Origin of the sequence: Olleya sp. ITB9, assembly GCF_001315805.1 — a bacterium.
Classification (GTDB): domain Bacteria; phylum Bacteroidota; class Bacteroidia; order Flavobacteriales; family Flavobacteriaceae; genus Olleya; species Olleya sediminilitoris.
The window spans coordinates 38,947-53,323 of record NZ_BCBW01000048.1 but is presented as its reverse complement, the minus strand read 5'-3'; the positions used below and the strand labels follow the sequence as shown (position 1 = coordinate 53,323).

Below are 14,377 nucleotides of genomic sequence, written 5' to 3'. Positions count from 1 at the left end.
TACTAATATTAAATATATTATTTATCTTTTTATTGGTTTATAGGTTTTAAGGGCTCTATTTTTGGACATAAAATCCAAACAGCAAGTAAAGCTATTATTGTTAAAGCACCACCTATTAAAAATGCAGGTGTATAATTACCTCCTGTAGTTATAAAAGTAACTAAGATAGTTAAACCAGCTGCTCCTAATTTTGCCGCCATACCGGCAAAACCAGATAAAGTACCTACAATTTTACCACTATACATATCACTTGGTAATGTTTGAACATTCCCGATTACTGTTTGGAAACCAAACAGTAATATTGCCATAATAACAATTGCAATTAAAGCTGCAGTATTTCGAGCTTTATTAATTTCTGATAAAGATCCAAGAGCAGCAATGCCAGACTCTGAAGGTGGTCCGTATTTTGGTAATAAACGTTCTTCTTTTGAAGCGTCTGCTTTTGGCAGTTTCCAAACAGCAGTTTCATATACTGTCTTAAATTCAGAAATAGATTTGATTTCATCAATGCTTTTTCCTGCAACGCTTTCAATAAAACTTTTATCCGTTTTTAAATCTTTGAATGCCTCATTATCCATGATTTTTTTAACTTGTGGATCAGCCATTGTAATAGCAGCAGATTCTTCAACTCCAAAAACCTCTAAAACTTGAGGTGCACCAGGAAATTTTAATAGAATGAAACATGGAATCATTATTACACATCCCAAAGTAATAACATACTTACGAGTCTTATCTACAGTCCATCCTAAATTAAGCTTCTTTTGAGCAAGTAAACCACCAAACCAAGCACCAATCATTGCACCTACATAAGGTACCCATGCTGAGAATGCAATTTCTTTTACATTCATACCAAAAACTTCGGATAAATATATTGGAATCCAAACTATGAAGAGCCACCAAATAGGATCGATAGCAGCTGAAGCTATTATTACTCCCCAACTTTCCTTTCGTTTAAACAATTCACTATTACTTGGGTTATAACCATCATCGTAATTACTATCTTCGTCAAGATCCTGATTTAGCTGTCCTGATAATATATATTTTTTCTCATTATCTGTTAACCAAGGATGTGTTTTAGGTCCAGATTTTACTATATATAACCAAGGTATTAACCATAATAAACCAAGTATACCAACAACTATAAATATTGCTTTCCAAGCAAAATATATTGATAGTAAACCTATTATAGGATAAGCTACAATACCACCTAATGCAGCACCTGAATTAAATATTCCTTGAGCTAAGGCTCGCTCTTTAGTTGGAAACCATTCTGCATTAGCTTTAGCTGCTCCTGGCCAGTTTCCTGCTTCTGCTATTCCTAATATTGATCTAAATATAGAGAAACTTAATAATCCTTGAGCTAAAGCATGAAATATTGTTGCTATAGACCATACACCAATTGATAGTGCAAACCCTAATCTTGTTCCAATCCAATCAAAGATTTTTCCAAACAGAGCTTGACCTCCTGCATATGATAAAATAAATACTGTTGAGATGGTTCCATAAATAGCTTTATGTCCATCTTTATCCATTTCTGGAAATAAATCTTTTGCTATATCTGGCCATAAGGCACCAAACGCTTGCCTGTCTATGTAGTTAACAACTGCAGCTAATGCTACTAGTCCAACTACCCACCATCTTAATCCTTTTAATTTCATTTAGTCTATGCTAATTGATTAGTTAAGTATTATAACAATACTGATATAATACTTTAAAATGTTCTTTCATTTTTTGTTTTGCTAATTGAGGTTTTTGTTTTTTAATAGCCTCAAAAATAGCTTGATGCTCTTCAATACCTGATTTAGCTAAACTGCTGTCACAGACATGATATTTTTCGAAATTTGTTATAATTTCTGGTGTGATCATTAACATTAAAGTATTCATTGTACTATTACCACTTGCTTTAGCAATGGCTAAATGAAACAACAAATCTTCTTGTACAGCATCCTCTCCTTTTAATACTTTATTTTTATAAGCCTTTAAACAATGTTTTAGCTTTATTAAATCTTCATCTGTTCGTCTTAAAGCTGCTAATCTTGCTGTTTTTAATTCAAGAAGAATCCTAGTTTCTACTAACGATTTAAAACTAGGATCTTCTAACCTTAATATGTCTTCAATCATACCATTCATAGCAATTACACCTATGTTTGCTACAAATGTTCCACTTTGTGGTATTGATTTTAATAATCCATAAAACTCTAACTTTTGAATTGCTACCCTAACTTGACTTCTTGATACTTCAAATTTTTCAGATAACATCCTTTCAGATGGTAATTTATCTCCTGGTTCTAGGTTTTTAAAATTTATTAAATCACCTATTTTAGAAATAACTTGTTTTTGAATATCAAAATTTTCTGTTTTTGTTAAAGAGTCAAGTTTCATATATACTAGTCAATGTGTTAGTCCAACAAATATATTAATCCTAATATTAATTATTAGCAATAATATTTATAGAATCAACTCTTATTTCTTCATCTCCACTAGTATATCCATAACTACCAGTGCTAGGATCTCCTCCTATACCTCTAACAAAAATTGCTAAACTTGTATTTGCACCAGAATTAAAGCTATAAGTTTGAGTATAATAGCCATCATCTTCTGGATTTACTATTACTTCTTCCAAAATATTATTGGCAGGAGTCTCTACTTGCGATATTGATGTATACCCATAACCAGAAGATGGGAAATCTCCTGCATCTGTGTAATAAGTTGGTGTATAATCTGTAATATAACCCGCTCCAGTTAAAACTCTTAACTCTAACATACTCTCCAATGGAGGTGTATTATTTTCTAGACTTTTAAACGAAGTAACTAAGGTTATTGTGTAATCAGAATTAGGGACTACTTCAAATTCTTGGTAAATATGATCTGGTTCATTATTATCAAACTTAAGAACATTATCAGTACCTCCGTTACCAGAACTAGACTCTCCCTGTTCTCCTATATCATCATTATCCCATCCTGAACAAGAACACGTATTTGATGATCCTAGCTTAGCTAATCTATCAAAATCAGAGTTAATTAAAGTTGGATCTGGAACCTCTGGAACTTCAGGTTCAATAACTTCTATAGTTTCAGAAAAAGTACTTGAAACTCCTAAATTATCTGAAGCTGTTAAAGTTACTGTATACATTCCTTCACCTGGATAAATAGTTGTTGGTTCAAAATCAGTTGAAGTTGTACCATTTCCTAGATCCCAACTATAAGTAGTTGCACTAGAAGATAAGTTACCAAATGAATAACTCATCCATTCATCACCAGCTGTACCTTCACCTTGAGAATAAGAAAAATCTGCTTGAGGAGGTGTTTGATCCGCTATAGAGTTTGAGTCTAAAGGTTCGAATTTCTCAAAATCATCACAAGACTGTATAGTTATAGCCATGATTATTGAAGTAGTAATCGTAATTATTTTTTTTACTTGTTTTTTCATCTTACAATATTTTTAAATTAATAACCAGGGTTTTGGCTTAAAGCCCCTTGACTTAAATTTATTTCCCTTTGAGGAATAGGTAATAGCAAATCAGTAGCGCTAAAATTATAATCATTATCATCAGAAAATGATGACAAAACATCTTGAGCTACATTAAATCTAACTAAGTCGAAAAAACGGTGATTTTCAAAGGCTAATTCCACTCGTCTTTCATCTAATAACTCTTGCTTAGTTATGGTTCCGTCAGCATCACCTGTAAGACCAGCACGTAATCTAACCTCTTCAAAAGAATCTAAAGCAGCTTGAGCCGAAGTAGACTGCTGACCTGCCATAATAGCTTCTACATGCATCAATAAGACATCTGCATATCTAATCACAATCCAGTCATTTCCGGCTAAAGTAGGATTACTAGAGGAAGCTGTAACGTCTAGATTAGAATCATCAATTGGTAAATATTTAGCTACCTGGTATTGTGAAGGTTGTAAAGGGTCTTGTCTAAAAGAAATAGTAGACCTATCTCCACCTAATGCTGTTAATGCATCTCTGACTTCTTGAGTCGTATAGTTAACACCTGCTGTTCTTCCAACTGCATTTAACCATTCTGCTGAATAATTTTGACTGTCTGCTGCAGAATCACCAATGTAATCGATAGCAAAGATTACCTCATCATTTAATTCGTTGTAAAACACATCTTTAAAATTAGGTTCCAGCATAAATCCTGAACTCATTACAGATTCGCATAACGTCTGTGCTAAAGTATAATTAGTACCTGTTGTTAAATACACTTTAGCTAATAATGCTTGAGCAGCAGCTTTAGAAGCTCTGGTTTTATATGTATTATCCAAACCTGCAACTGCTGTTGTTAGGTCACTAATTATTAAATCATATACTAAGTCTTTATCAACTCTTGAAAATTGTACATCTGTATCAGCAATACCTATAACTCTATCTAATAGAGGAATATCACCAAATGAACGTACTAAATTAAAATTAGCATATGCTCTTACAAATTTTGCTTCAGCTTCATATCTTGCAGCATTATCTCCTGCAACATCTAAGTTTTCTAATACTACATTTGCTCTATATATTGTTTGATAGTTACTTCTATAATAATCATCTACTATACCATTAGTAGCTTGTACATTAAAGCTCTCAAATTGTGCAGACTCTCCTTCTCCTCCTATATTTTTTGATCTAGTATTATCACTTAACATTTCCTGAACATAAAAATCAACTTGAAGACCATGATTGTCTGTTGTAGTTGTTGAGTTAATTCCCTGAATTGCATCATACATACCCACAGCTGCAAGCTCTAAGTCTGCTTCTGTTTCGAAAAAGGTTTCTGCATTAGATACAGATGTTGGTTCTGGCGATAAAAAATCTTCACAAGAAGAGACTAATAATACAACCAATAATGTAGCTATTGTTTTTATATATTTTTTCATTTTATCTTTTTTTTTAAAATTAAAACTCAAGGTTTAAACCTAATGAAATTGTTCTTTGAATAGGAGAACCTGCTCTTTGATATCCATAAGTTGTTGCACTTGTTGTATTAACAGACTCAGGATTAAACCCTGTATAATCATCTGCTGTTACATATAGTAAATTTTGACCAGTAGCATAAACCCTGGCTTTAGTAAACAATGTTTTATCTAATAAATCTCCTGTAAAATTATAACCAATACTAACAGTTCTTAAAGCTATATATGATGCATCTTGAATAATGTCATCTGTAAAGATTTTCTCTTTAATAAACTCTTGATTTGGTGTACTGGAAATAAAATCTTGAGATGAATTAAAATGATTAAACAAATACTGATCTCCCATATTTCTAATTTCAGCACCATGACTACCTTGAAACATAAAGCTTAGGTCAACATCTCCAAATTGAAAATCGTTAGTTAAACTCCAAACTAAATCCGGATAAGGATCTCCTAATTTAGTTTTATCATCATCATCGATAACACCATCTCCATTTAAATCTTTAACATATACATCTTGAGCTTCTCCTCCTACTGGATGGTAAGGGTTACTTATATATTCTAAAGGAATATCAGAATCTACTACCCAACCATAAAAAGAAGAAATAGGTTGACCTACTTGGTTAATCCACTCTGCAGCTCTTTTAGAGTCTACATTTTGAATTTGTCCATTTGAATCTGCAAAGTCTACTAGTTCATTTTTATTTCTTGATGCTAAAATTGTTGAAGTCCATTTAAAATTACTTGTATTGACATTTTTAGTTCTTAACTCTAATTCAATTCCACTATTTTCAACTTTACCAATATTAACTAAAGCCTCACTAAAACCTGTTGTATTAGAAATTGGATTGGATAATAATAGTTGGTCACTTGTTCTTCTATAAACATCAACAGAACCTGTTATTTTATTATTGAATAATCCAAAATCAATACCTGGATTAATTTCTATTGAACGTTCCCATTTTAGGTCTGGATTAGCAATATTAATTGCACTAATTGCAGAGTCTCCTCCATAACTAAAGCCAGAAATCAAAGATAATGATGGGTAATAGTTAACTAAAGCATTGTCATTTAGAACAGAGTTTGACGCTATTCTTAAACTATTATTACCTGTTACACCATAACTTACTCTAAACTTAAGATTACTTACAACTTCACTATCTGCTAAAAAATCTTCTTTTGAAACATTCCAACCTAAAGAAGCTGCAGGAAAAGTTCCATACTTTGTATCCTCACCAAAAACTGAACTTCCATCACGTCTTAAACTAATAGATGCTAAATATTTATCATCAAAAGCATAATTAACTCTCAAGAAGTATGAAAACAATGACTGCTTATATTCAAATTCATTTCCAGCTCCGACTGTTGTTGTTCCTCCTAATGTCCCTTCAAAATCAGGATTATAACCCGTTAACCTAGCTGCTCTATATTCTCCTTTCACTAACTCTGAAGATGTACCCAAAATAGCGGCTACATCATGATCTCCGAATTCTTTATCGTAAGACAAAAAGTTATCCGAAACTAATCTAGATACATTTATTTTTTCTTCATCAAATTGGACTGCAGACTCTCCATTACGACTTGCTAAAGGACCTTGATTTCTTTCTCTTACAGTATTTTGATAATCACCTCCGATAGTACTTTTAATTGATAAATTATCTGTAAAATCATATTTTCCATAAAAACTACCTCTCATTTTAAGTTTATACTCATTTCTTTGGCGCTCTATAACTTTTGCTGCAGGATTAGTATTTGAAGTATTACTAATATCAACTAATGTACTTCCATCACCATATAGATCATAATTATCAAAATGACGCTGCGTTGCATAATCACCAATTTGTACATCTGGATAATTATCTCTATCAACATATCTAATAGTATTAGCATCATGGTAAACAGGTAACCATGGCGTTTGTCTTAAAATATCATGAGTTGATCCATCAAAACGTCTTTTATCGTTAAAAGAAGGATTAAGATTTATACCCATAGAAAGTTTATCTGTTAACTTAGTATCTAATCTTAATTTATAACTGTAATTTTTCACCTCATCTGTTAACAAAACACCTTCGTCATGGATATAACCAATAGATGTGCTAAACTTTGTTTTATCATTACCTCCTCTAGCACTAAATGAATGAGTAGTAATTACACCACCATCAAAAATTATATTTTGCCAATCATTATCAACACCTATTAACTGCTTGTACCTAGTTCTGTCGGACAAAGTCCCTGTTGCAGCTAACTCAGCTTCAACAGTTTCTGCAACAGTAAAGTAATAATCCTCACTTTGTCTCGCCTCCTTAAACCCTGTTAGAGTATTGTAAGTAAATTTAGTTTTTCCTGCCTTACCCTCTTTAGTAGTTATCATGATTACACCATTACCTCCACGAGAACCATAGATTGCAGCAGAAGCAGCATCTTTTAACACCTCAAAAGATTCTACATCATTCATATTCATAGAACCTAAATAATCATTATCTACAACAATCCCATCCACAACAACTAAAGGATCTGAACTACCTGAGACAGAACCCGTACCTCTAATTCTAATAGTAGGAGCAGAACCAGCTTCACCTTCAGTTGCAGCAATGTTTACACCAGAAACTTGACCAACTAAGGCATCATCCACCCTTGAAACAGCTATTTGATCTAAATCTTCATTTGTCACTTTAGAAATAGCACCTGTTAAATGGCTTTTCTTTTGAGTACCATAACCAACAATTACAACTTCATCTAAAAGACTTGAATCTTCTTGCAAAGCTATATTAAACGTTGTATTATCAAGTACAGGAACCGATTGAGATGTATAACCGACATATGAAAACACTAAAACATCTGTACTTTTTACAGTGATTTCAAAATTACCATCAAAATCTGTATAAGTACCATCATTTGCACCTGCTATTAAAACATTTGCACTTGGAATGGGAAGTTGATCTTTAGCAGATACAACTGTCCCTTTGACTGTTTTAGTTGATTGCCCTAAAACAGAAAAACTAGCAAAAAGCATTAGTAATAATGCGAATTTCATTTTTTTAACCATAATAATTAATTTACTTTTTGAGTTAGTTTGCTGGTCATGATATGTTATTAAACAAATCCCAATTAAAGTTCAATAAAATCAAATACTACTTTTACAGTTAATATTACTTCAAATTTAAACAAAAAAAATTGGTCAACCAGATTGGTTAACCAAATATATATAAAAAAATGTTAATTACAACGTTTTCGTAAAATTTATATGTTAAAATAGCAAATGTTTGAGTTAATTTAGCAAACATTTGCTCTTAACACGCTTATAGACTAGCTATTCAAAACAAACCAGATACTCTAGCCTAAGCACAATACTTTACTAAACTACTCTTTACCACTAAAATAAGAAGGTCCATCTCCTGTTAAAAAGTCTTCTCTTACTGGACTAAAAGTATCTATCAACTGTCCTTCTTCTAAACAAACTGCACTGTGCAATAAATTTGGCTCGATGTAAACACCATCACCAGCTTCTACGATTTTCTTAACGCCATCAATTTCAAATTCGAACTTTCCTGACACACAATATGTAGCTTGTGTATGAAAATGTTGATGTGGTGCTCCTAAAGCTCCTTTTTCAAATTTTACGCTTACCATCATGATCTGATTGTCATAACCTAAAAATTTTCTAGAAACTCCTCCTCCAAGTTTTTCCCATTCCATGTCTTTTGCTACAATGTACTTTTCGCTAAATCTTTTCATTTTTTAATTGTTTTATTTTATTTGAAATAATAAGAACCTGACCATTCAAAGCTCTTACCGTTAATTGTTATGTTATGTTTTGTTTCTTTTAGATTGTTGGTATTAGAAGTAATAAACAACTTTACATTACCATTTATATTAGTAATTTCAATAGCTGTATAATCTTCAGAATCTAAAACTGTTTTAATTAGCTTAATGCTACTGTTAGAATTTACTGCAGATTCTGAAACTGGACTATAACTTCCATGTGCTTCAATCACTGAAACAAAAGTTCTGTTTTTTGAATTTTTAGTTCTAAGTATCAATGCTGGATCGCGACGTAAATTAAAATTTGGATCGTTTGCACCTATTCTAGCAAATAACAATTCGTCTTTAACTGAAGTTTCTGTTGTTAACGAGTAAAACTTATTATTGTTAAACCATGAAAACTTAGTGTTGTCTTCTGATGCTTTTCCTAAGCCTTCTAAATATAAATGCTGATATCCATTTTTAGAACCTAATGGCTTCAATGTTTCAGGTGAATTGTATTCAAAATTTGTTTGTAATACTTGTCCGAAATAATAAAAAGGAAAATCATATTGATTCGCTGTAGCGGAAGTCACCTTCATGATATCAAACATGTATGGTTTTTCGAAATCTTCGTCTTTTATAATAGCCATTGTACGAAGCATTGTGGTTCCTGGATAAGCATTTTTTTCAATCGCACTTACTACTTGCACGTTTTCATTTTCCGAAGAAAAATAATTTAAATCGGAATGATGTAAACTTCCTATATCATATTTACCAGAAAAATGAGAGGCTTCATTTTGAGTCACTGTATTATGTGCAATGGTTTGTTTTGCCCATGTTTTATTTTCTTTTAGATAATTTCCACCTCCTTTTTGTTCAATATTTACAAAACGAGATAATCCATAATCTTGAATGACTTCTTCGCCATTTTCATAAAAGGAATACGATAATTTATCATAATGTCCATGACTAGAACCTTGTGCTGCATATTTAAAAACCAATTCTAAATTTTCATTTCTTAAAATACCAACACCACCTTGTTTTCCTTCAGGACCATCAGATAAATTAATAGATTTTTTAGAGAACGGTTTTTCCTTTCCGTTTTTAATTCCGAGAGTAACTGCTAAACCAGAATCGTCTAACAAGACTTTATCTTGTTGTTTTGCAATTGATAACAAACCAGGATCTTGCTCTCCAAAGTGGTAAGATACATCTACTGCAGTTACTAGAGCATTTGTGTAATACGACATTCCTTTTTGACCATCGTTTAGTGGGAAGAAATCTCCATCTGCATCAGATAAGTTTAATAATGCATTTATAGATTTTAAAAGTACGCCTTCTTTATATTCAAATATTTTAAGCTCAGGTTTTACATTATGCAACCCTTCAGCAAATACTAAAAAAGGATACATGGCATAACGTTGATAATAGGGTCCTTCATTATAATAACCATCTGGCGAAAAAGGTTCTTCGATATTGGCTAAAAAACCTGCTTTTCCGTCTTTATTTAAAAATCCGCCATCGTCGTCTTTTTTATTAGCATCTAATTCTAAATCTTTAATTCCGTATAACGCTCGATTGATTAATTCCTCGTCATCCATAACCAACCCAATCATTCCAACAGCGGCATTTCCCCAAGTACTGTGGTTATGAACGCGTTGATAAAATTGCGGACTATCTACAGAAATGTGATCTGCAAATGGTCTAAATAAATTTGTTTCTAGCTTGTTTCGTTCTTCTTCGGTTAAATAATTATAGATACAATCGTAAGCCTGACTTACATAGACTAACCAATTAGAATCATTTAAACATTGCCAAAATAATTTTCCTCTTGCATAAGACCTTGTTTTGGGATGTAATGGCAAAGTTTTATACAATGCTTCATATTCCATTAGCATGTCTTTTACATACTTAGCATATTTTTCGTCGTCTAAAATTTGATATAATAAACCTGCTTTTTGAAGTATAAACCAGTTCTTTTTATGTACAACGTGTGTGTAACCACCAGAATAGTCTTTAGGGATTGGCACATCAATTCCTGCTTCAATTTCAGCATCAACTTCTTCTTTAACCGCTTGTAGAGATTTATCAAAAATTGGAATAGTACCTAATTGTACTCTAATGTCTTTTACACCTTGAGCAGTTAAAATAAGTTTAGGATGTTGTTGGGATGTTTTTGTGTCTGAAGTATCTGTAGTAGTAGTATTATTTTCATTTTTACATGAAAACATAAATGCTATTACTACAAATAGTACGATTTTATATGTTGTGTTTTTTATTTTTTTCATCTTTATTTTTTTGGCGCTGTTGCTTCTCCTACGGTTGCAGTTTCAAACCAAACCTCAGCATAACTTCCGTTTTCGTATTGTTTAGCAATATCACCTTCGTAGATTTTAGAACCTGTTTTAACATTGGCTTGATTATATGCACCTTGTTTAAAGTAATTTATTTCACCAGCATATGCTATTTCACGTTCTTCACTTACTTTTCTTCGTGATGAATAACTGTCTATAATTTGTTGCGGAATAGATGCTTTTGTAGGGAAATCTGTTTTGATTAAGCTTTTAGTAAATGTTACCGTTTCATGACCTTCACTTGTAAAGGTTAAATACATAATGCCTTTGTATACATTAACTTCATAGCTAAATTCTTCATCTAAAGCAATACCATCAACAGACTCATTTGGTGCAGTTGTTGCATCTTCGCCAACTATAGAAAAATCATTACCCCAAACAGCTGTCGAATAATCCCAACGACCAGCATTATTACCTTTTGTATTGATTTCATAATTCCAGAATACAGAACCTTTTGTATGACCAGGAAATTTCTTGTAATAAATTTTTAAAGGTTCGTTTTCATGACCTTCATCACTGTGAATTTGACCAACAACCACTGAAAAAGCAGACGATTTGGTTGCATCACCTGTAGTTGATACGTGTTTTACTTTTAAAGTTCCTGTTAATTTTCCGCCTTCTTCAGGAATCCAGTGTTTTTTTTCACCTAATTCTGTTCTCGTATTACTAGACGTTTTTGAAGTAATACCAGAATTTGGTGTTTTATAAACTACCCAATCCGTTTCATTTTCAGTTTCAACATAGAAAAAATCATCTTTCTGGAAACCTATTAAATCTTCAGATTTTGTTCCGTCACCTAAAAGGATTTTCCATTTATCCATAAACGGAATAACATCGCTTGGTGCTTTTATTTCTTTTTTGGTAATTGTAGATTTTGTTTCTGCTTTTGTTTCTGTAGACTTTGTTTCATTTTTACAAGCAAACAATGTTAATAATACAACGAAGGTAAATAGCGAGTTTTTCATTTTGGATTTTATTTTTAAAATAGGCAACAAATTACTTTGCTACCTATTTAGTAAGTGTATTTAATTATTTTAATTCAAAAGGCTTTAAAGTGATTCAGTACTAATAGACTAATTTCAATTTTAAATTTTGAACCACTTTAATCTCACCAGAGTTCTTAACCTCATTGTTTTCTGGCTTTTGGCCTTTTTCACCCCAAAGAATGGAGATATATTTTACAGGATTATCAATAAATGTATTGTCAGCAAAAATGACATTAACAATACCTCTTGTTTTAATCAATATGTTGTCTTTGTCTGTTTGACCTGACTTTGTAATTGTATTATTTTGAAAAACTAAGTTCCCTCCTATTGTAGACTCGTCATAACCACCACGATAATAATTTAAAACATCTTGATCTACATTGGTAAATGTGTTATTTGTTACGTAAACAAACTCGCTGTTATAATCTCCTTTATCATTGGTTTCTTTGTTTAATTGGATTCCGCTTTTACAATTTTTTATAATTGAATTTGTTACTGAAATGGTATCTGCAAATGACCCTTTTGACACTTCAAGCACACTTTTAAAGTTACTTACTTCGGTATTTTTTAGCCATAACCCATAAGCACTTTTCATATTTTTATCTAATGTTTTAAAAGCTGACTGATTGTTATTTCCTTTTAAAATTACGTCTTCAATATGAAGTATCCCTTTTGGTTTCATTTGAAAAGCTGTTCCCTCAGAAGTAAACACTAATTGCGCTTTATTATTTTTATCTTTTGAAGTGATTGTAATGTTTTTATCAACTGGAAGCGATTGGTTTATTTGATATTCAGCAGCATTCAAACTAATAATATCTCCTGAGTTAGCATTAGAAATGGCGTTAGTTAATTCTTGACTTGAACTAATCTCAATCGTTTGCGAAACTGAATCATTTTTTTGGTTTTCAAACCAGCTAGTACCATAATTTGATTGATTGTATAAATCGTTATGATTATTGGTATTAATAATTGCGCCTAAACTATTATTATCCTTGTCACGTTTGTTACCAAATAAATCTGTAGTTATGGTTTCAAAATCAAAACCAGAATAGATTTGTTTAGTATCATAAGTTGGGACCTTCAAGCTTTTACTAACCTCTTGAACATCTAGTTCAACCGTTTGCAAACCTTCCGATTGCACTTCACTTTTGTTTGCGTTATTTGTATAATTATTTTTAAACAAGACACCATCTACTTTATCGTAGTTTTTGATTGGGTATTCAAATGGAGTTTGATTGTATAAAATATTATTTGCAACTACAGTACGTGTTGGTCTTGCAGATCTAATTTCCGATTTAGGCAAAACTTCACTTTGTGATACATTAGAACCAACGCTAAAATGAAAAGGAGTTTTAGTATCTACAAATGTATTATAAGCAATTACAGCATCTGTTACTTGGTTGTATCTATTTAAAGGCGATTTAGGAATACCATTCATTACCGCTAAAGGTGCTCTAAACGTACTTCCTTTTAATTTGTAAAAATAATTATTAGTAATCCAGTGACCAGTATTTATAACTCTTATACCTCCTATAAATTCTGAATTATCATTACCTATAAAAATATTTCCATCAATAGTAGCATAATTACCATGTCTTAACACTAAAGAACCTTCACTTTCAAAAAAGACATTATTTTTAAAAGTATTATTATTGGATTTACTAGAAATTATTTCGACCTCACCATTACAACGCTCAAACAAATTATTTTCAACATTGGTATGTGATGGTGTCATTGATGTCCCACTATCTCCTATTTGCATAGTTTCACCGTGAGGACCACCTTTTCTTGGTCTTGGACCAAAATGATTATTAACTATTTGATGGTAATTTTTAATGTGTTGGTTACCTTTTAACATAACCATTACTGTTGGACCAAAATTAGATTTTCCAGCAATGTAATTATTACTAAGCTCATTATGACGTCCCCAGAATTCAACCCAATGATCACTTACGTCTCTATCAGGCTGCGTAAACTCTTCAATAACACAATTTGTAACTTTGCTATGATTAGCAATTAAAGTATCGTTAATTTTAAACTGAATAACATTGCGTGATGGTGTGTAACCATTTTTAAAATGAAGATCGTGTACTTCTAAATAATCACCTCCAATTTTAAGATTAGAAACACCTTCTATAGTTACTTTTCCTGGTGTTTCAGCTCGTAAAATAATTGGCTTTGCTTCAGTCCCCTGACCTGAAAAATTAATTTCAACATCTTTCCATACACCATTTGCTAAAACAATTTGGTCTCCTGCTTTTACGTTTTGTATCGCATCATTAAGCTCATTGATATTAGAAACTACTTCAGGCTCTACTGAAGCGTCTTTGCAAGCGTTACAAAGCATTAAAATTGAAAAGATTAAAACGAGTTTTTTCATTA

9 protein-coding genes are annotated in these 14,377 nt (G+C 31.9%); all 9 read right to left on the bottom strand.

From position 1 onward, the window contains the following. Positions 1-29 precede the first annotated feature (29 nt). The 9 genes from ITB9_RS13715 to ITB9_RS13675 all read right to left on the bottom strand — a co-directional run bounded on the left by ITB9_RS13715 (position 30) and on the right by ITB9_RS13675 (position 14,375). A complete protein-coding gene (locus ITB9_RS13715) occupies positions 30-1,658 on the bottom strand; it encodes an MFS transporter (protein ID WP_054852678.1) in 1,629 nt (542 codons plus the stop codon). 22 nt (positions 1,659-1,680) lie between these two features. Next, positions 1,681-2,382 (bottom strand): FadR/GntR family transcriptional regulator, encoded by a 702-nt coding sequence (locus ITB9_RS13710; RefSeq protein ID WP_054852677.1) that lies wholly within the window; start codon positions 2,380-2,382, stop codon positions 1,681-1,683. Positions 2,383-2,428: 46 nt separating this feature from the next. Further along, a complete protein-coding gene (locus ITB9_RS13705) occupies positions 2,429-3,430 on the bottom strand; it encodes a PKD domain-containing protein (protein WP_028290179.1) in 1,002 nt (333 codons plus the stop codon). 17 nt (positions 3,431-3,447) lie between these two features. After that, complete coding sequence (locus tag ITB9_RS13700) at positions 3,448-4,875, bottom strand: RagB/SusD family nutrient uptake outer membrane protein (RefSeq protein WP_054852695.1); 1,428 nt, start codon at positions 4,873-4,875, stop codon at positions 3,448-3,450. A gap of 19 nt (positions 4,876-4,894) precedes the next feature. Then, the gene (locus ITB9_RS13695; protein ID WP_261975671.1) at positions 4,895-7,945 is read right to left on the bottom strand and encodes a TonB-dependent receptor; all 3,051 of its coding nucleotides are present in this window, start codon (positions 7,943-7,945) and stop codon (positions 4,895-4,897) included. 326 nt (positions 7,946-8,271) lie between these two features. Then, positions 8,272-8,646, bottom strand: coding sequence for a cupin domain-containing protein (locus tag ITB9_RS13690; RefSeq protein ID WP_054852675.1), 375 nt, complete (start codon positions 8,644-8,646; stop codon positions 8,272-8,274). 17 nt (positions 8,647-8,663) lie between these two features. Continuing rightward, positions 8,664-10,943, bottom strand: coding sequence for an alginate lyase family protein (locus tag ITB9_RS13685; RefSeq protein WP_054852674.1), 2,280 nt, complete (start codon positions 10,941-10,943; stop codon positions 8,664-8,666). A 2-nt stretch (positions 10,944-10,945) separates the two neighbouring features. Then, positions 10,946-11,974: a polysaccharide lyase family 7 protein gene (locus ITB9_RS13680; protein ID WP_054852673.1), complete on the bottom strand. Its 1,029-nt coding sequence runs from the start codon at positions 11,972-11,974 to the stop codon at positions 10,946-10,948. Positions 11,975-12,074: 100 nt separating this feature from the next. After that, positions 12,075-14,375 (bottom strand): chondroitinase-B domain-containing protein, encoded by a 2,301-nt coding sequence (locus ITB9_RS13675; protein ID WP_054852672.1) that lies wholly within the window; start codon positions 14,373-14,375, stop codon positions 12,075-12,077. Positions 14,376-14,377 lie beyond the last annotated feature (2 nt).